At 45.1% G+C, this 20,055-nt stretch carries 19 protein-coding genes; 4 read left to right on the forward strand and 15 right to left on the reverse strand.

The features are described 5' to 3' along the window. Positions 1–188: 188 nt before the first annotated feature. The 5 genes from G3352_RS01205 to nagZ form a co-directional block, all read right to left on the reverse strand. Positions 189–2,147, reverse strand: a complete 1,959-nt coding sequence (locus tag G3352_RS01205) for an ABC transporter permease (protein ID WP_163753104.1) — start codon at positions 2,145–2,147, stop codon at positions 189–191. Further along, positions 2,122–2,892, reverse strand: coding sequence for an ABC transporter ATP-binding protein (locus G3352_RS01210; RefSeq protein WP_163753105.1), 771 nt, complete (start codon positions 2,890–2,892; stop codon positions 2,122–2,124). The genes G3352_RS01205 and G3352_RS01210 overlap by 26 nt, the downstream gene beginning before the upstream one ends. Positions 2,893–3,170: 278 nt before the next feature. Beyond that, positions 3,171–4,157, reverse strand: coding sequence for a sensor histidine kinase (locus tag G3352_RS01215; RefSeq protein ID WP_163753106.1), 987 nt, complete (start codon positions 4,155–4,157; stop codon positions 3,171–3,173). Next, entirely contained in the window at positions 4,154–4,858 is a 705-nt protein-coding gene (locus G3352_RS01220; RefSeq protein ID WP_053782085.1) for a response regulator transcription factor, read from the reverse strand. Before G3352_RS01220 ends, G3352_RS01215 begins: the two co-directional genes overlap by 4 nt. Positions 4,859–4,931: 73 nt before the next feature. Further along, a complete protein-coding gene (gene nagZ, locus G3352_RS01225) occupies positions 4,932–6,260 on the reverse strand; it encodes a beta-N-acetylhexosaminidase (RefSeq protein WP_240342877.1) in 1,329 nt (442 codons plus the stop codon). Positions 6,261–6,469: 209 nt separating this feature from the next. Between nagZ and G3352_RS01230 the strand changes: the two genes are divergently transcribed. Both G3352_RS01230 and G3352_RS01235 read left to right on the forward strand, forming a co-directional pair. Then, positions 6,470–6,622 (forward strand): hypothetical protein, encoded by a 153-nt coding sequence (locus G3352_RS01230; RefSeq protein ID WP_163753107.1) that lies wholly within the window; start codon positions 6,470–6,472, stop codon positions 6,620–6,622. A gap of 176 nt (positions 6,623–6,798) precedes the next feature. Next, on the forward strand, positions 6,799–8,298 hold the full coding sequence (locus G3352_RS01235; RefSeq protein ID WP_240342878.1) for an acetamidase/formamidase family protein: 1,500 nt from the start codon (positions 6,799–6,801) through the stop codon (positions 8,296–8,298). Positions 8,299–8,370: 72 nt separating this feature from the next. Here the strand turns inward: G3352_RS01235 and G3352_RS01240 are convergent, their stop codons facing one another. The 4 genes from G3352_RS01240 to G3352_RS01255 form a co-directional block, all read right to left on the reverse strand. Continuing rightward, positions 8,371–8,817 carry an Lrp/AsnC family transcriptional regulator gene (locus tag G3352_RS01240; protein WP_082935283.1) on the reverse strand — a complete coding sequence of 149 codons (447 nt, stop codon included), beginning with the start codon at positions 8,815–8,817 and terminating at the stop codon, positions 8,371–8,373. A gap of 132 nt (positions 8,818–8,949) precedes the next feature. Next, complete coding sequence (locus G3352_RS01245; RefSeq protein ID WP_163753109.1) at positions 8,950–10,050, reverse strand: NADH:flavin oxidoreductase; 1,101 nt, start codon at positions 10,048–10,050, stop codon at positions 8,950–8,952. Positions 10,051–10,372: 322 nt separating this feature from the next. After that, entirely contained in the window at positions 10,373–11,686 is a 1,314-nt protein-coding gene (locus G3352_RS01250; protein ID WP_163753110.1) for a hypothetical protein, read from the reverse strand. A gap of 284 nt (positions 11,687–11,970) precedes the next feature. Further along, positions 11,971–13,020, reverse strand: a complete 1,050-nt coding sequence (locus G3352_RS01255; protein WP_099852668.1) for a 2,3-butanediol dehydrogenase — start codon at positions 13,018–13,020, stop codon at positions 11,971–11,973. A 420-nt stretch (positions 13,021–13,440) separates the two neighbouring features. On the opposite strand from G3352_RS01255, the gene G3352_RS01260 reads away from it, so the two are divergent. After that, positions 13,441–14,484, forward strand: coding sequence for a substrate-binding domain-containing protein (locus tag G3352_RS01260; protein ID WP_163753111.1), 1,044 nt, complete (start codon positions 13,441–13,443; stop codon positions 14,482–14,484). A gap of 142 nt (positions 14,485–14,626) precedes the next feature. On the opposite strand, the gene G3352_RS01265 is transcribed toward G3352_RS01260, so the two are convergent. The 3 genes from G3352_RS01265 to G3352_RS01275 all read right to left on the reverse strand — a co-directional run bounded on the left by G3352_RS01265 (position 14,627) and on the right by G3352_RS01275 (position 16,661). Beyond that, positions 14,627–15,601, reverse strand: coding sequence for a D-2-hydroxyacid dehydrogenase family protein (locus G3352_RS01265; protein WP_163753113.1), 975 nt, complete (start codon positions 15,599–15,601; stop codon positions 14,627–14,629). Positions 15,602–15,791: 190 nt separating this feature from the next. Continuing rightward, complete coding sequence (locus G3352_RS01270) at positions 15,792–16,043, reverse strand: hypothetical protein (RefSeq protein WP_163753115.1); 252 nt, start codon at positions 16,041–16,043, stop codon at positions 15,792–15,794. A 33-nt stretch (positions 16,044–16,076) separates the two neighbouring features. Then, complete coding sequence (locus tag G3352_RS01275; RefSeq protein ID WP_076291034.1) at positions 16,077–16,661, reverse strand: TetR/AcrR family transcriptional regulator; 585 nt, start codon at positions 16,659–16,661, stop codon at positions 16,077–16,079. Between the two features lie 244 nt (positions 16,662–16,905). Between G3352_RS01275 and G3352_RS01280 the strand changes: the two genes are divergently transcribed. Next, a complete protein-coding gene (locus G3352_RS01280) occupies positions 16,906–18,126 on the forward strand; it encodes an MFS transporter (RefSeq protein ID WP_163753117.1) in 1,221 nt (406 codons plus the stop codon). Positions 18,127–18,132: 6 nt separating this feature from the next. Here G3352_RS01280 and G3352_RS01285 read toward each other — a convergent pair whose 3' ends face one another. The 3 genes from G3352_RS01285 to G3352_RS01295 all read right to left on the reverse strand — a co-directional run bounded on the left by G3352_RS01285 (position 18,133) and on the right by G3352_RS01295 (position 20,046). After that, positions 18,133–18,294, reverse strand: a complete 162-nt coding sequence (locus G3352_RS01285; RefSeq protein WP_157258459.1) for a hypothetical protein — start codon at positions 18,292–18,294, stop codon at positions 18,133–18,135. A 27-nt stretch (positions 18,295–18,321) separates the two neighbouring features. Then, entirely contained in the window at positions 18,322–18,771 is a 450-nt protein-coding gene (locus G3352_RS01290) for an SRPBCC family protein (RefSeq protein WP_345940706.1), read from the reverse strand. A gap of 183 nt (positions 18,772–18,954) precedes the next feature. After that, the gene (locus G3352_RS01295; RefSeq protein ID WP_099852681.1) at positions 18,955–20,046 is read right to left on the reverse strand and encodes an HD-GYP domain-containing protein; all 1,092 of its coding nucleotides are present in this window, start codon (positions 20,044–20,046) and stop codon (positions 18,955–18,957) included. Positions 20,047–20,055: the final 9 nt, after the last annotated feature.

Genomic DNA, 20,055 nt, shown 5'->3' on the forward strand with positions numbered 1-20,055 from the left:
TCAATGTAATCCTCCTTCTCAGTTAGAAAGGCTAGGAAACTCAATGGTGATAATGTTTTTAATCATTTCGAGACTCAAGTTAAACTGAAATGATACATATTGTATCTATTGAAATAGTACTTTGCTTTGGAGGAAAAAGTCAACAGACACCGAACCTAGAGTCCGGTGTCTGTTCTATTCGATTATTATTAGATCAATTTGGCATACATATGACGCAGATAACGCCAGCGTACCAGCAGGAAGAACAGAATCTGCATGGATGCAAATACGAGGAAAATGCGCAAAGTATAACCCATAACAGAGAAATCAACCAACTGCTGTAATGCAACAAATGCAACAGAGCTGTGGATAATGGCCAAGGCTATTGGCAGGAAAAACATCAATACCAGTTGTCTGGTTACGATGTTGCGAAGCTCCGGGCGACTCAGCCCCATCTTACCAATCATGCGGTACTGCTCTTCATCCCGTTCCAGATCAGCATATAACCGGAAGTAGGTAAAACTTGCAGCAAAGGTGAAAAAGACAATGCCAATCAATCCACTTAGAATTAGGATAATACCATTAGTTTGTTTGGAATTAAGCCAATCCAGCACGAGAGCACTGATCTCGAAGTAGCCCTGACCATCTGAGTCATTTTGAATGGATTCGATCAGATCAGGAGCAAACTTCCGCGTTCCCATCCAATCTGTCACAACAAATTGAGTTTTTCTGTCGAAATAAAAATTTTCATCCGCTTGGATTTCATTCTTAAATTCCTTATTCATTTTATCGTACAGCTCATTGGAAACTACATACACTTCCCTTGTATATTCAACCGGAATGACGATCTCGGTCTCAGGTGTTGTTAGACGTATCTTTTTATTTGTTTCTCCAACCCTCATATCGATATTTTTCTGAGTTGAACCCTGTCCGGCTTCTGCACGTAATGTCTTGCGGCTCGTAAGATTACCTGGAGTCATAAACGAGTCGTTGACATTCTCCAAAGTTCGCTCTTTGTAACCAAGTGCCTTGGCAAGATGATTATATTCACTGAGTTTGATAATATAGTTGCCCTCGTCATCAAATAACGGAATATAACTTCCTTTCTGATACGGAACTTCATTATCAATTAAAGTCTCTTCGATCTTCCTGATGTGGCGTTCTGCACTGGAGGTATCCCATGAATTCTGGTAAGTAAATGCATATGGATTCGTCATGGATGACAATCCCGGATCAGCGATCGCCAGCATCGTACCAATGCCTGTAAAGGCGGAAGCCGAGATCACACTTACCATAAAAAACATGACAGCATTATCTTTCATTCGATAGGTAAGTTCGGAAAGAAACAGCAAATTCGTTTTGCGGAAAAACAAACGCTTATTGCCTTTGAGCGCCCGAATGGCATACACACTAAGTTGGGTGAATAACAGATACGTGCCTGCAATAACCAAAACAACACTACCAAGCAGCAAAGGGAAAGAGTATGTGATCCATACAAAGGCAAATACACCCGCATATCCACCCCCAATGAGTATGACGGAGAGAAGTGCTAAAAGACGAGAAGCCTTTGGCTCGGGTTTTGGTTTTTCCTCTGATTTGACAAGGTCAATCAATGACCCTTTTCGCATCAGCAGCGATGAGCTCAGCGCAATCACAACAAACAGCAGCAGAAATGCTCCGACAGTCAGTGCGATTGCTTTTAATGGAAAATAGAATCGGAGACTTTCTTCCACAGCCAGCATGGAACCGCAGATCAACAGGATCAGCTTGGCAAAGATCATTCCTAATCCAACGCCTGCCACAATGGCGGCAAGTCCAATGCACAAGTTTTCCATAAATAACAGTCGGTTCATCTGTTTACGTGTCATACCAATGATTTGAAATATGCCGAATTCTTTTTTACGAGTCTTGAGAAATGAACCTACGGAATAGAGCAGAAACAGAAACGAAAAGATGAAAATAATGATCTCAGCAATCAAAAATCCCTGATTCGCAAGCATGGTCACTGTCCCACTTGAACCCTTCAGTCCATCCTTCAGATCCGGGTGAAATAAGAGAAGCGCATACGTAAAAAAGATCATGACGGAAAACGTACTGCTCAGAAAATGGGCCAGGTAAATTCGTTTGTTCCGAACAACATTATTAATGGCGAACTGGCGAAAATTCATGTCCTGAGCCTCCCATCAGGGATAATACGTTAATGATTCGTTGATAGAACGTCGATCGGTTATCTCCATAATGAATTTCGTTGTAAAGTCGTCCATCCTTAATAAATACAACCCGGCTGCAATAACTTGCCGCAACAGCGTCATGTGTGACCAGCAGCATTGTGGCCCGATCTTCCTGGTTGCGACGCTCCAGCATCTCCATTACATCACGTGCTGCCTTCGAATCGAGATTTCCTGTAGGCTCATCGGCCAGCACCAGCTTGGGAGAATGGATCAGGGCTCGTGCGATTGCTGTCCGCTGGGCCTGACCTCCGGAAATTTCATACGTGCGTTTGTTCAGAAGAGATGCGATGCCCAGCTTCTCTGCGAGTCGATCAACACGTTCATTCATCTCCTCAACCGCTACTCCGTCCAGCGTAAGCGGCAGGACAATGTTTTCTTTTACCGTGAGTGTGTTGAGCAGGTTAAACGACTGAAATACGAACCCCAACTCTCGGCGTCTGAACAGAGCCAGTTCATCGTGATTCAGTTCAAACGGGTTCTTACCTGCAATCTTCAATTCCCCTGAAGTAGGGTGGTCAATGGTTGAAATCATGTTCAGCAACGTTGTTTTGCCGCTGCCTGATGGACCCATGATGCCAACGAATTCACCCTCCTGAATACTGAGATCAATACCTGACAAAGCTTCGTATGACACGATCCCTTTATAAATTTTGCTAATCTGTTTCACTGAACATATCTCCATAGGTTAATGGCTCCTTTTAGATTTCGGATTTGAATTAAACCAAGTTGGGCTGAACTTCATCGCAAATCGAGGTCGTTCTCTACTTTCTGACTTCAGTCTATCGAAGTTTCGACCATTCTCCTATGGATTAACCTTTCATCTTCATGACATTATTGTAAGGTTACATGTCTCTCGTCGCCCTTTGGCGTGTTTCTTCTATGTAGAAAATGAGAAAGACGCCGATCCCTGTCAGGGCACCAGACGTCTTCTCATTTCGTTCTGCATTATGCGCTTTATATTTAGATTTCAAATGTAATGGTTACCGTTGTCCCTTCTCCCTGAACGGATGTAAGGTCAATTCGATGATTCATTCGTGTCAGGACATCCTTAACAATATACAGTCCCATACCCGTAGATTCTTTAAAGTGACGCCCATTCTCTCCGGTGAAAAAAGGCTGGTACACTCGGTTAAGATCCGACTTGGGAATACCCACTCCCTGATCCTTCACTTCAAGAATAATGGATCGTGTGGATTCATGGGCCTGGATGGTTACTTTTTGCCCTTTTCCCCCGGAAGAGTACTTGATGGCATTGGATAACAGCTGTACGAGGACAAACCGAATCCACTTTGCATCCGACTGAACCATTATCGCAGAATCAATTTTCATCTCGGGATATACGTGATTGCGAATGAAGAATCGTTTCAGCTCATGGATTGCTTCTTCTCCGGCCGCCTTGAGGGATACCGGTTCCACACTGAAATCTTGTTCAAATGTCTCCAACCGCGCCATGTACAACACTGTTTCCAGACCTCGTCTCATCTGGTCTGCTTCCTCTCGAATGCTGATGAAACGGGGATCCTCATCCTCCTGATCCTCAACCGTCAGTTCAATGACGGACAAAGGTGTCTTCATCTGATGAACCCATTGATTCATAAAAGTCAGGTATTCCTGTTGACGCTGTTCCAGACGATGCAGATGAGCATAATAATGACCGTACTGTGAGTCCAACAGTTCTGACAATGCCTGCGGCAAGGGAGCAGGCTCATTCATTGGAACAAATTCTTTCAGATCATTCATTCGATGGGACATCCGGGAATAAAACATGCGATGGGACAGATACCGATAAATGAGATAGGCTGCGTATAGCACTAACCCCAGAGATACCGCATACGTGGCCGTTAACCAGTGGTCATAGCCGTCGTACCAGAAGACCGCAACGACGGTGAGCAGCACAACGATTACCCAACAAGTCAGTACAATATGTTCTTTGATAAACAACTTCATGAGGGCGAAGATGCCTTCCAATTACTGTTGAGTCGATAACCTGAACCTCTTACCGTCTCCAGCGCATCTGTAATTCCCAGCTCAGTCAATCGTTTACGCACGCGGGTAACATTCACGCTAAGTGTATTATCATCCACAAAGGAATCGTCCCACAGCTTTTCCAAAATGGTTTCACGGCTAACCAGTTTGGGACTGCGACGCAGCAACGTCTCCAGCAAAATGGTTTCTTTCTTGGTCAGCTGTATCTTGCGATCACCGAGCTCCATCTCCAATCTTTCCAGATAAACAGTTAGTCCATCCAGTTCCACCTTGCGCTCTTCATGACGCGCAGCGTAATCGCCATACACCCGGCGCAGCTGACTTCGAATTTTAGCCATGACAATCTCATGCTCAAACGGCTTCGTAATATAATCGTCCGCACCGTTCTCAAGCGCCATGACCTGATCCATTTTGCCACTCCGGGCCGAGATGAAAATAATCGGACATGTGGAAATGGAACGAATTTGGCGACACCAATAGAACCCATCGTAACTCGGCAAGTTGATATCCAGCAGCACGACATGCGGCTTAATTTGTTCAAACTGCTGGACGACCTGCTCAAAATCCTCAACCGCAACGGCCCTGTCACCATATCGCTCGATATGGGATTGAAGAAGGCCCGCAATCTTCGGATCATCTTCAATAATCATTATCGTATACATAAAAAGGTCTCACCTCTAACCTGTCATAATGGAATATGCAATTCTCTTTCCAAAATCATAACACAGGTAGGTACTATCGGGCATCGACCTTCTTGCGCCAATCCACAATGTCAGCGTTCAGCTGCTTCAAATCTCCAGACGGCTGCTCCTCATCGGACAAGTTATACTTCTGTTTCAAAGCCAGAATTCGATATACACTTTCATTAATTCGGGATTCTGAAATCTTCCCTGACTTCACTGCGTCCTTCAGTGTATCAAAAATAGTCTTGGCACTCTCATAACTGTGAGCTACCAGCAGAATATCGCTCCCTGCTTGAACCGTCGCCACGGCGGCATCGTTCAACTTATAATTTTTCGCGATCGCGCCCATGCTCAGATCATCTGTGATGACCACACCGTCATACTTGAATTTGCCACGCAACTGCTGACCAATAATGACGTCCGACAAGGATGTCGGATGGTCGGGATCAAGCTTCGGAAACAGAATATGGGCTACCATAACCGCTTCCACCTGTTCCTTCATTGCTGCCTCAAACGGAATCCACTCCAGCTGGGCAAGTTGCTTTTCTGTTTTATTCACGACAGGCAGGTCCAAGTGGGAGTCCACTGATGTGTCTCCATGACCAGGAAAATGCTTCACCACCGGAATAATTCCTTCATCGCGCAGCCCCTTCATCTCGGCTATACCCATTCGGGAGACCAGACTGGCTGAACTTCCAAATGAACGATCCCCAATCACCGGGTTATTTGGATTACTGTTTACATCCAGCACTGGAGCAAAATCGACGTTAAAACCTACCAGCTGAATTTGTCTTGCTAACAATTTGCCCATCGTTTGAGCCAAATCAGCATCCTTCGTCTTGCCCACTTTCCTATTGGAGGGTATAGACTCTACCGTTTCTGGCATTCGACTAACTTTGCCACCCTCCTGATCCACACTCATGAAAATCGGAACCGGATTGGAACGATTGGCATCCTTAATGGATTGTACGAACTTTGCTGTTCCTGGCACGGTCGAGACATTATTGGCATAAAAAATAATCCCTCCCACCTTCTGATCCGTGATCATCTGTTTCGCTTGAGCATCCAAAGTGGTCCCCTGAACACCCGCGAGAATCATTTGTCCGATCTTCTCATCCAAAGACAATTGGTCGAGCTGCTCTTCTAGCGGATCTTTCTCTTCCTGCGGAGGCACTGTATTCTGTTGATCATCCTGATCATCTGCACCTGCGTTTGAATTCTCATTGGTCTCCGTTCCGGCATTATTGTTATTTTGCTCTGACGATGAAGGCTTCTGTGACTGCCCACATGCGGATAAGAGCAGCACTATTCCGAATAGTAGGAACAACATTTGAAGCTTGTTTATGTGTTTGTTTTTTAACTTGCGACTATGGATATACAAGGATGGTCATCCTCCTTAAACGTTGTTGTCATTCAGGCTGAATGTGGTTCAGGCATAACCTTATCATAAGGTGGTTCATTTTCAAAATTAGACGGCTCCAGTACAAATTCTGAAGATACAGCCTAAAAACGCAAAAAAATTTTCCACTTGTGGGGTTAAAGCGTGGTACTTCATGGTGTTATTCCTTAAGGCGTGTGTGATTGAAGGGGATGAGAAAAGGTATTAGCGGTGCGAAAAAATGGTTTTCTATTGTGAATTTTTCATATATTGAAATTATTACTATAGGAAGACAAAAAGCAGCTAATGTTTATCAAGCATTTCAATTTGGAGATCTAATAATTTTAAGAATATCGGATGAATAACTTTAAAAAATATGAAAAATAAAACAAAAACTTTATATTGTTAACCTAAAATACATCTGTTATACTCTGATTCATATCATGTTAAGTAAAATAACATTATATCCAATGGGAGTGATTTTCGAATGAGAAATCGGTTAATATGGAAGGTTTTCTCTGCGTTTTCTGCTGTTTTATTAATGGAACCAGCCTCTTATGTTGCAATTGCTGACACAGATCAAGTTAGAAGCGTTCCGAAAACACATTATCTTGAAGCGAAATCGGAACATGTACGCTGGGGTAATATCGGGAAAGGTGATCCCGTGCTTACGGTTAATTCGGGGGATATCGTCACGGTGGAAGCTGTTACGCACCACTCCGGCGATGATTATGAACGCATGATCAAAGGTGATGCCGGCGCAGAAGATATTTTCCATTGGAGCGAAACGGAAAAACATGAGGCTGATCGTGGACCTGGCGTACATATCATGACGGGACCGATTGCAGTCGAGGGCGCTGAACCTGGCGATGTACTTGAAGTGAAGATTTTAGACATGAAGCTGCGCCCCAGCGGAAACGGGGAATATGCCGGTAAAACCTATGGTTCGAATGTAGCTGCAAACTGGGGCCTTTTATATGGTGAGATGGAAGAAACGCCGAATACACGTGAGGTTGTTACGATATATGAAATGGAGACGGAAGGCGGCAATGATTACGCCAAGGCACTGTACAGTTACCGCTGGACACCGCAGACCGATCCGAGCGGCACAGTTCATCCAACCATAGATTATCCGGGTGTTATCGTTGATCACTCGACAGTGGATGAGAACTATGATGTGCTAAAAGGCGTTCACGTCCCTGTCCGGCTGCATTTTGGCACAATGAGCGTGGCTCCCAAAGAAGCTGATGTTGTCGATTCCGTTCCACCATCGTATTACGGCGGGAATATCGACGATTGGCGCGTAACCGAAGGGGCAACGATGTATTATCCGGTATCAGTACCTGGAGCACTGCTTTCTGTGGGTGATCCGCATGCAGGTCAAGGTGATTCCGAATTGAACGGAACAGCGATCGAAACATCCGTGACCGGGGATATCCAGCTCATTCTTCACAAAAAAGCGGAGCTGGGCAACAAGTTGAAGGCGCTCAACTTCCCACTTCTTGAGAATGAAAACGAATGGGTTGTTCACGGCTTCAGCTATGCGAACCATTTAGCCGAACTGGGCAAGGATGCACAGACAGAAATTTTTAAGCAATCCTCCCTGGATAAAGCGATGAAGGACGCGGCGAACAAAACGAAGTCTTTTCTGATGAGAGGCATGGATTTGACTGAAGATGAAGCATATTCACTGATGTCCGTTTCAACGGATTTCGGAATTACGCAGGTTGTTGACGGTAACTGGGGCATTCATGGCATCATCAACAAAAAAATCTTCGGGGAAAAAGAACAGAAGCGTGCACTGCTGCGCAACAGCTTTGAACAATTCGGGGCAGACATCGGATGGGACCCAGCAACAAAAATGATCACCATTCAATATAACGGCAATACACTCTCGGCCAAAATCGGTGCCACAACGGCTACGTTTAATGAGGAAACGATCAAATTGACGGCGCCTATTCAATATAACGATCAGAAGTTGGCAGAAGTCAGCGAATATTTCGTAACCTTCTACCGGGCAAAATTGTCCAAAACGGAGTAATCACACTCTTCTGTTTCTGTAAAGGAAATAAACAAGAACCGTTAGTCTTCAGAGCCTGACGGTTCTTGTTCGTTAAATATTCAATCCATCCTGGTTTTTGTGACGCTTCAACAAAATCTGGTTTTCCACCCGAACCAACCCTTCCAGAGAGTAAATCGATTCGTTCATGAAGTGTTCCATTTCCTCGATGCTCTCCACAAGAATGTGGGTGTGCAGGATGCAAGCCCCCGTCATTTCATAAAGCACGGCCACCCGCTCGTTTTCTTTCAGCGCCGCCACAATCTTATCCAAATGCTTGGGTTCAACCTCCAGCTCAAGATAAGCAGAAATTTTTTTCCCAAGCTTCTCGGCACTGATCACAATCGAAAATTGCTCAATAATTCCTTGATTTACAAGACGTTCAATACGTTCCTTAACCGCTACCCCTGAAAGGCCGACCTCTTTGGCCAGATCAGTGTACGAGATTCTGCTGTTCTGGGCCAAACGCCGCAAAATATGGCTATCAATCGTATCCAGCACCGTCATTCACCCCTCTATGTACTATATATTGTAACAGAAAAACAGTGTCACAGAAAAACAGACAACCATAATTACCTGCTTACCTGATCATACGAAAAGCCGCCTTTCGGCGGCATCAGGTTTATTTTCAGTTTAGAGTGTTTTCAACGCTTCCACTGTAAAAGGAACGATATCGGACTGACGTCCTTCGCGAACTTTGTTCGGCCATTCCGGATCACTCAGCAGTACACGCCCCAACGCGATCAAGTCAAATTCATGATTCTCCATCTTCTCGTTCAACTGATCCAGATGAGCGTCACCTGTTCCCTGGTTTTCGTTCGCTCTGTCCACGAATTCAGCCTCGAGCCCTACTGATCCAACAGAGATCGCCGGCTTGCCACTTATTTTCTGTGTCCAGCCTGCAAGACTCAGCTCTGAGCCATCAAATTCCGGCAGCCAGAATCGACGAGTCGAGCAGTGGAAAATATCTACACCTGCAGCCGTGAGGGGTGCAAGGAATTGCTCCAGTTGTTCTGGTGTTTCCACCAAACGTGCGTCGTAGTTCCCCATTTTCCATTGGGAGAAACGAAGTACAATCGGGAAGTCAGGACCTACTGCAGCGCGACATGCTTCAATAACTTCAACCGCAAAACGCGTGCGCTGTGTAAGATCACCTCCGTATTTATCCGTACGACGATTGGTATGCTCCCAGAAGAATTGATCAATCAGATAGCCATGTGCCCCGTGAAGCTCAATACCATCAAAACCGATACGCTGCGCATCTGCCGCTGCTTGGGCAAACGCCTGGATAAGACCCCTGATCTCGTCTTCTGACAATGGTTGTCTCTCAGGTTCACCTGCCATGCTTATTCCCGATGGGCCTACCGGCTCAGCTTCTGCATTAGGCAGGTCGCCAGAACGGCGGGCTGTACCCACATGCCACAATTGTGGCATGATTTTGCCACCTGCCTCATGGACTGCTTTGACTACATTCGCCCAACCCTGCAGTGATTCTTCGCCATGGAACAGCGGAATGCTCGCGCCACTAATGGATGAAGGGTGGTTAATACCCGTTCCTTCCGTAATAATCAGCCCTACACCTCCGGCTGCTCTGCGACGATAGTATTCCACGACCTCTGGTCCGGGTACTCCTTCGGGCGAAAATCCACGAGTCATGGGTGCCATGACGATCCGATTGGACAGGGTAAGCTTGTCCGAGGTAAATGATTTAAACAAAGCTGACGGTACATTCATTGTGTAATGCTCCTTTACGATTAGATTGGAAGAAAACATGTATACTTTCTTGCACATGCTCTTGTATTACTACCACAGAAGTTATTCAGTGAATTGATTAACATATATCACCTTTCTATTTTAAAGTTTCTAATTTTTATTTTCAAATTTTCGATAAAGAGGCACTACCCATCTCTTGAACACAAAATAGGGCAAGCCCGAAGTAGCTTCATCTAAGAAGTTCTACGATCTCATCCTGCCCTGTACAGTTAACCTAAACGGCTCTCTCTGTAACCAAAAATGTGGATGAAGCATAGTATATAATCCATAATCTTCCTTTCGTTTAATTAGAATTAACAGGGATATCATTGCGATTAACTCTCAGCAGTTTGCCTGATGAAGTCGATAGAACATCGGGGTCTGTGCCTAGTCCAAAGTAGAAATCACCTTCGTGTTCTTCAAAAGACTTGGCGTACGTGTCCTGGTTAAAACGGAGAATTTCATTCCATGTGGTCAGATCTGTGGATTGATATACCCGGTTTATATAGAGATTCGCACTTTTGCGAGTGTAGGTAAGCACATAGACTTTCCCTTCCCGAAGCAGTAGATCCGTAGGAAGAGCTTGAGCATCTGGCAAAATGACGCGCGTTGCCTGATTAATGTCGGTCATGACATTCAAGGATTTAGGTAACAGTTGCCCATCATTGAATACCCCTCCGACAATATAAAGCAGCTTATTGTTGAAATTAATGTTTTTCCCTATTTTATTATACGGGACGGTGCCCGTTTGATAGGATAATCCCGGGAGCATTTTGCTACCATAGATGACGACGTCTTTCTTTTCAAGCCTCTCATTAATCTCTAATATATTGGTTTTATCGCCCCAAATATTATTGGCAGGATACATCATGCCTGAAGCATATAATTTGCCCTTGATCTCAAATAGCGTATATGCCCTGAAGCCAAACGTATTGATGGTTGCGAATTTTTGCCAACTTTCTCCTTGATCATGAGAGATTAACACAGTAGGTTTCTGCTCGGTACCCAGCGCTGCAAACAGTTTGCCCTGATAGGACGCCAAATCGTATACGTGTACACCTAACGGCAGATTACGATACTTTGTCCATACATCTCCGTCTAACCGGTAGAAGTTTCCCATATCCCACTGCTCACCGTCCGAATCATTTCCGGGAATATACAATTTGTCGTTCAGCACTTTATAAATGTCTATTTGTTCCTCATCTACGAATAATTTGGTCGAAGGAACGATGCTCGGATTGTTATTGGTGACGGCCTGGGTTATAAATTTGGGATTGGCTGTATCGTAATAAACGACTGGAATCGGACCCGCATTAGGTGAAACACCTAAATTACTGCTGTTCCCGTGACCCATATATATTTTTCCTCTGTACAATTGCAAATCCCAGACATTGTTGGCATACGGTGCTTTCTTAAAAGGTTTTCCAAGCAACTCGATCTTGGACGTCACATCGGCTGATGTGATGGGTGCATTGGACACCTTAGCAAGTGCCCGTTCGGCAGTCGGCTGCTGATCGGTGGAAACATTGTTTTTGGGTTTCGAATTACCCATAAGCAACCAGCCCATGCCTGCAACAACCGTCAAAATCACGGCCGCCCACTTCGTATTCCTCTGCATGTCCGCTTCCTCCTTCATTTTTATGAGATAACACCTTTACACCAAAATGATACAATTTGTATCTTTTCATATTATGTAAAACAAAACGCACTTGCAACAAATTCCGCCCGCTCCGTGCAAAAAAAATAGACAATCGCATCCGAAGATACGTTGTCTATTTGTCATAATTTTTTTGGTGGTTGCCTACCGATTGCGGATCAGTTCCAATTGAGCTCCATCTAGGTGCCTGTTTCCATCCGCTGACTTCCACTCTATTACTTCGGCTTGTGATTCGCTTGGTAAAGTTACTCTGCTTTCACCAGAATTTTAACCTGGTTTTTCTCTTTCAGCAGTGCTTCAAATCCATGCTCTACCACTTCGTCCAGGCTGATTCGTTTGGTTACCAACTTATCAGCTGGGAAGAAACCTTTAGCCATCAGACTAATTACAGCCGGGAATACGTCACGATAACCGATAATGCCATTGACCGTACGCTCCTTCATAACAATGGAGTTTGGCAGAATTGGTGCTTCCTGTTCAAAAATGCTGACGATCATCAATTCACCGCCAATACGCGTTGAATCAATCGCTTGTTGCAGCACCCGTGGTACACCCGTTACTTCATAAGCTACATTCACGCCACCTTGTGTACGCGCATGGATTTCTTCCACCACATTGTATTGTGTAGGATCAATAACAATGGCGCCAAGTTCTTCCGCTTTGGCTTTACGCTCCTCGGATAATTCCACTACATAAATATCCGATGCGCCAGAAGCTTTCAATGCTTCAATAACCAACAACCCGATTGGACCCGCACCAAAAACAGCTGCAGTGTCGCCAACTTTCAGTTTGCTTTGACGAACAGCATGAAGAGCTACTGCGGAAGGTTCCACCAACGCTCCTTGCTCGTATGAGATGGAATCAGGAATGGCATGTACCATATATTCCTCAGCTGTAACATACTCTGAGAAACCTCCGCCTCCACCAGCTAGGCCCAAGAAACCCATCTGATCGCACAAATTATATTTCCCTTGTTTACAGGCTTCACAATGACCACATGCATAGATCGGTTCCACTACAACGCGGTCACCTGCCTTATAACGTGTCACACCTTCTCCTACTTCAACGACTTGTCCTGAAAATTCATGCCCCATCACAACAGGTGCTTGTTCCCCTGTTAGCGGATGCGGTGCTTGAGCCGGAATGAAGATCGGGCCAGCAGTGTACTCGTGCAAGTCACTGCCACAGATTCCACACCACTCCACTTTTATTTTAACCTTCCCCTGTTCAGGGCGGGGTTCATCAATATTTTCGAGACGCAAATCTTTTACTCCATGCCAACGCAATGCTTTCATTTGTTTCATCTCCCAGATCATAAGTTTTGATATAATCGGAAACGTTTCCGTAAGTTAAATATGTCACATTTTAAATAGGCTGTCAAACATAATTTGTCACACATATGTCTATCTTATGAATTTTAAGTCGATAATTCTGTTGTAATGCCAGCGTTTTCAATGTATTGATCATTTTTTGCTCTGTGGCTTTCTGTCCGTTCTCTCTCGTGTATATTTTTAATTCAATTGATATAGAATGCGCGATTTATCTCTATTTATCTATTCGGTTCTTTTGGAAAGCAACAGACATCTCTGCTCTTTAATCGTATTCACAGGATACTTATTGGCTCAAATGTTATAATCAAGGTATAGGATTGTCATTTCATTCGTACATATTTTCAAAATTCGGAATCGTTTCCGATGAAGTGAGGTTAACTAAACGTGAGTAAAGATCAGAAGGTTACGATCAAGGACGTTGCAGAACTTGCAGGTGTAGGTATCGCTACCGTCTCCCGAGCCATTAACAATTCCGATGGCATCAGCAACAAAACACGGGATAAAGTCATGCAGGCCATTGAGGAACTGGGATTTGTCCCCAATACCTCTGCTCAAAGTTTGAAAATACGCCAAACGCATCAGATCGCACTGGTTGTACCCGACATCCGCAATGCCATCATTCCCGAGATCTCTTGGTCTGTTGAACAAACGGCGAAGCAGCATGGGTATCATGTGGTTCAAATCAATACGGCGGGTAATGCACGAACGGAACTAGAAACCATTCGTACGATCAAAAAACTGCATGTGGACGGGCTTATTTTCATGCCTTTGGCATATCCCAAAACGTTGTCTGGCTTAATTGATAAAGCTCCCCTTCCCATTTCCATGATCAATTACGGTAAAAAGCTGGACCCTGGCATGAAAGCAGATGTCGTTTCTCTTTCACAGCCAGAAGGGAAACTGGTGATGGAACATCTGATTAAGATTGGACGGACCCGCATCGCATACGCCGGTGCCCCCAAAGATATTATTGAAGAACGTTATCGAGCTTATGAGCAGGCACTGGGACATGTAGATATCTCGCTTGTTTACTTCGGAGAAGATTTCTCATTGAATACGGGAGCTAATGCAGCGGATTATTTCTATGGGCTGACTCACATGCCAGATGCCGTATACGCGATTAACGATATGGTGGCCATCGGACTGGTAAATCGGTTTAAAGAACTCGGCGTTCGTGTCCCTGAAGACATCGCTGTTGTGGGTGTCGATAATAACCAATGGACTACCGTTACGTCTCCGCAGATCAGTTCAGTCTCGATTATGGGCGAGGAAGTGGCCCGACTTGCTACGGAATTGCTGTTAAAACGGATTCGAGAGATGAGCACCACGGATTACGAACATATTCAATTTGAGCCACGGTTAATTGTGCGCGGCTCCAGCGTTGCCATGATCCGCTCATCTTCACAAGGACCACCCGCAGAAGAATGATTGTGAAGTCACCGGATTTAATGGACAATCCAAACCTTCGATAAACACAAAAAAGGTGTTCACCAGGAATGAACTTGTTCCTGAGAAACACCTTTTTTTATCTTTATTGACATCCTTTTATCTCAAATCCATCTCCGAGCAATTACTTCTTCGAAAGCAATTGTCTAATCGGTGTTCCTTTCATAAACATCTCAATATCCTCTACGGTATGGTTGAAATAAATGGCATAGTTGCCTTGAGTCACATAACCCAGGTGCGGCGTTGCCAGCAGATTGGGCAGTGTACGCAACATATGATTCACAGGAAGAGGTTCCTGTTCATATACGTCCAGACCCGCCCCGGCAATCCACTCATTCTGTAAAGCTTCGACCATGGCCTCTTGATTCACAATGCCTGCACGGGACGTATTGATCAATAAAGCGGTATTTTTCATCCGTTGCAACTCGGCTCGTCCGATCAGATTACGAGTGCGATCACTGAGCACCAGATGAATGGAAACAATATCGCTTTGTTCAAGCAACTGTTCCTTGGTCTCTGCCCATTGGACTCCCTGTTCCTCTGCTCTTACCTGTGTCAAATTCTCACTCCAGGCGATCACATTCATGCCAAAGGCTTGTGCAATCTCTGCCATTCGGCTGCCAATCTTGCCTAAACCGAGCAATCCCAATGTCTTTCCGTACAAATCCATGCCAACTGTACTCTGCCAATTCCGATTGGAGCGCAGTGCGTTATTTTCAGTTACCAGCTGTCTGGACAGACCCAGTATCAGCGCCCATGTGAGTTCAGTCGGAGGATTCGAGCTGCCTTCCGTGCCGCACACGATTACACCGCTTTCTTCCGCTGCCTGGAGGTCAATGGAGGCATTGCGCATGCCGCTTGTAATCAGAAGCTTAAGATTGGGCAATTGTGTAATCACGGATTCAGGAAAAGGTGTACGCTCACGCATCAAGACAATAATTTCAAAATCCTGCAATTCCTGAACGACCTTCTCTTCTGATCCCAAGTAATTATTGAACGTCTGAACCTCAACTCGATCCAGGATAGGAGTCCAATCCGCTGAAGAAAGGGCTACATTCTGATAATCATCCAATATGGCACAACGCAACTTCGTCTGCATGGTTGAATCTCCTCCTCATATATGTGCATCATCAAACATTCTTTGAACATGTTACCCGAATATGTAAATCATAGTATACACCCTAATTTAATCTATACCCTATCTGTATTGTATCAACTCAAGCCCTCATCTGCCCAATGTCCTCAGACACAAAAAGAGCAGGAACAGATTCCCGCTTGTCGCTCTCACTTCAGAACAGCTTGAAAAGCAGCGCCGTGATCAGTATGGCCATCGCCACTTGAAGCAAGGACCGTATTTTCAGAAAAATCGTATCTAATTTCGATTGATCATTCTCTGTCAGCGAACCCACAATAGCAATAAAAGCAAGTATGCCAATCACAATCAAACTGAACTTGATGATCCCCATCCCGCCGTATGTCGTTAGCAGCACACCTATAATGTATAAAACGACAAGGTAGATCCTATGAAAATAACGCTCCATATGAACACCCTTTCTAAAAATGAAATCCTTCCCTCATTCCTCAAGCAACGATAACGTAACCTTAATACTCTGCTGCACAAATGAGCGATCCGGCTCCGATTTCATCATCACGGTCAATCCAATCATCGATACAACCAGAGACTTGGACAACGCACTTGAGTCGAGATCATTAGACAATTCCCCTGTTTCCTGCCCCCGTTCAATCGTCTCCTTGAAAATCGCTACCAGATACATCTGGTGCTCGCGTGTCAGGACAGCGAATTTGGGGTCATGCGGAGCCAGTTCAACCATCGTATTGATGCAAAAACAGCCGTGACGAGCATCTGTCACATCCCCTTCTGCTCCGATATGTTCAAATAAAGCACGGAAGGCTTCTTTTACAGAGGATGTATGTTGAAGCCTGGATCTGACCTGAGCGGCATGCAAAGTCGTATATCTGCGAAGTGCCGTTTCAAACAATTCCTTTTTGTCACCAAAAGCCGCATATAGACTGGGACGCTGAATCCCCATAGCTGTTGTCAAATCACTTAAGGATGTCGCTTCAAAGCCCTTATCCCAAAAAATCTGCATTGCCGCTTCCAATGCCTGATCCGTATCAAATTCCCGTTGTCTAACCATGTATTCACCTTCTTTATGTATCGATCAGTATATAACTATTTTATCTAGATCCAATTCTCATGTCAAATCCATCTCGATATATAAAGAAGACAATCAAACATTTCAATTCAACTCTTGACAGCGCGTCAAACCGTGAAGTATGTTTATTCCGAATCATAATGTACTGATCGGTATATTTAAATTCAACAGTGTTCTTTCTGCTCCCCTAACTTAGCACATTCGAATACAGAAAGGTGAATCATCCATGCAAAATGCATCTCATCAAGCACATCCCTTCAGCGAAGGACGTTCAGGCATGTCCCGCCTTGTCGCGCTTTTATTCGCCCTATGCAGCGGACTGGCGGTAGCCAACATTTATTATGCCCAGCCTTTGCTCGACTCCATTGCTGAAGAGTTTAGTATCTCTCATTCCTCTATTGGAATCGTTATTACCGTAACCCAGATTTGTTACGCCCTCGGATTGTTATTACTCGTCCCTCTTGGTGATCTATTAAATCGACGCAAGCTGATCATTATCCAGATGCTTTTATCCGTAATCGCCCTAATTGCTGTAGGTACCTCATCATCCAGCCAGGTTCTATTTATTGGAATGGCCGCGATCGGGTTGCTTGCGGTGATTACACAAACACTCGTTGCCTTTGCCGCCTCCTTGGCTGCACCTTCTGAACGAGGGCGTATCATCGGTCTGGTCACAAGCGGTATCGTCATTGGCATATTACTGGCGCGAACTATAGCAGGCACCTTGAACGATTGGATCGGCTGGAGATCGGTCTATCTCTTCTCTGCCAGTCTGACATTACTGGGCATTATCGCCCTGTTTCTTGTACTCCCAAAACACGAACCCAAACGAGAGAAACTCAGCTACACCCAATTGATCGTTTCTGTCCTGCAACTATACCGAGAGCTGCCTATTCTGCGGATACGCGGCGTTCTTGCCATGTTGATCTTCACAGCCTTCAGCATTCTGTGGACTTCCATGGTGCTGCCACTTAGCGCTCCGCCACTTTCCCTGTCACATACTGCTATTGGAGCCTTTGGTCTTGCGGGAGCTGCTGGTGCGCTGGCAGCTGCACGTGCCGGAAGACTGGCTGATCGGGGATTGGGACAAAAGACGACGGGCGTCGCTCTTGTCATATTGCTTCTATCCTGGCTGCCCATTGGCTATGTTCACCACTCATTATGGCTGCTTATAGCTGGGGTAATTATGCTAGACCTTGCCGTGCAGGCCGTACATGTCACCAACCAGAGCCTGATCTATGAAGTTCGACCTGAGGCGCAGAGCCGTTTGACGGGCGCCTACATGATCTTTTATTCCATAGGAAGTGCTACCGGCTCCATTGCTTCTACTCAAGTGTACGCATGGGCAGGTTGGACTGGCGTTTGCTGGCTGGGTGCAGGCGTTAGTGCCGCTGCGCTTCTGTTCTGGGCCTTTGATCGGTATATCCATCGGAATTCGGATCAATAAATGAACTTAATCCAGCTTATTCCATACCACGATAAACAGAGTGGCTAACGGACCAAATAACAGGGAAATCAGAAACCAGTTACGACCACTTCTGTTTTTTCCCTGGGCAAGTCCGGCATTAATAAGTGCAAGTGTACCCCAACCCACAAAATATTCGTTTTCCATCAAACATTATCTCCTCCTGACAGATCGGCTCTATTTATTCTCTAGTAACGCCTTTAGCTTCAAATTACGGCTCTCCAGGAAAGCCTGCATATACCTCTTGAGTACAATCCGCTCTGCAACCCAACCCAGAACACCAAGGGGAGCTTCAAATCTCAGTGTGTCTCTCATACAAGTGGTCTGCTCGCTTAGCTTGCTGAAGCTGTGTTCATGTCTCATGCTCTTGAAAGCACCTTTCTCCATCTGATCCACGAAGTGATACGGTCGATTGTACTCAGCGATCCGGGAAGTCAGCTTCTGCCTTATCCCGAAATGAATTGCTTCGAAAGTTACCGTATCGCCTTCACCAATTCTGCCCGTTGTCACACCCGCTACAGCCTGCTCACGGGTATGATTCCAGACCGTTCGGGTATGAATATCAATGTCCCGCGCATAATCAAAGCATCGCTCAATGGGGGCATGTATTGTAATCTCGGTTACCACTTCAATCAAGGACGATCTCTCCTTTTCTACTTCCGTTTCCTAGAAAGGAAGATTAAGGTCTTTGCAAAAGTATACTCCTGGTCTCCAGGATGAACAACGCAGTGCATGAAATAAATGAAAAACGGGTCCCCTGTTATCTTATAGGAGGCCCGTTTTCCGTATGAATTCATTTGTTAATCAAACTTAGATAATTAATTCATTAATGGCAAGAGTGCGTTCTTTGGACAGATCACGATATTGTTCCGATTCCACCTTGATCAATGGTTTGAAAATATCGGATGTATTGTTCATGACAATAACACCCCGCTCGCCGTTGCTCAGCAGTACTTGTTTACCAATAAAATTAGGAAGCAAATGCTGCATCAAGGCTTGAACCGGCTTCTCATTCAATTTGCCGAATCCCATCGCATAGATATCTCGCAAGTTGTTAATCAGGTTCGGATTGCTGCTTCCGTGACTACCGGATCTCATCCCGATGTATATGTCAGCGACAGATACGATCTGTGTGTATGGATGAATCTCATCTTTCTTCAGTTGCATCGGATATCCGGTACCATCCTCAAGTTCATGATGCTGAAGAGCTACCAACGCGGTAGCTTCATCCGTCATGGAACTTTTGATAATATCATGTCCATAGATCGTGTGACGCTGCAATTCGAGCTGTTCATCTGCGGTTAACGGTTCCATCTTGTTGCGTATCCGATGAGATACCTTGCATTTGCCGATATCGTGAAGGTAGCCACCACGACTGATCTGATAACTTTCTTTTTGGGAATAACCAAGCCAGTTGGCCAGGTAAAATGACAACAGTCCAACCTGAATGGAATGCGTGTAGTTATTGACATCATCCCGTTCCAGCATCATCAGGAGATGTACGACATCCTTTTGCTCGTCCAGTCCCTCCACCATCGGTTGAAGCGCATCGTCCACCATTGTTGCGTTGAACTTGCCTACAGTCAGCGCTTCGAGGAACGCGGATTGATAATTATGTACAGTTTGTATAAATTGGGATTTCATTTCTTCTTCAGGCGGTTCTTCCTTGGTGCTTGTGCTTGCTCCAGATGCAAATTTTGCTGCAGCAGCAAAGAATTCCGCTTCCGTGATCTCTTCCTCGCGTGGTTCAATATCCACATAGTCTACGCGGTGCTGCATCAACAAGGTGATATCTTCACTTTTGATCACAGTACCCTGACCCAGAACGTGTAATCCCGCTTCGCTGAATGTATCCGCAGTTAGACGGTCTCCATCTTGCAGGTTCATAATATGGATTCTCAAATCGGTATT

The organism is Paenibacillus sp. ALJ109b (assembly GCF_010747435.1).
GTDB lineage: Bacteria > Bacillota > Bacilli > Paenibacillales > Paenibacillaceae > Paenibacillus > Paenibacillus taichungensis.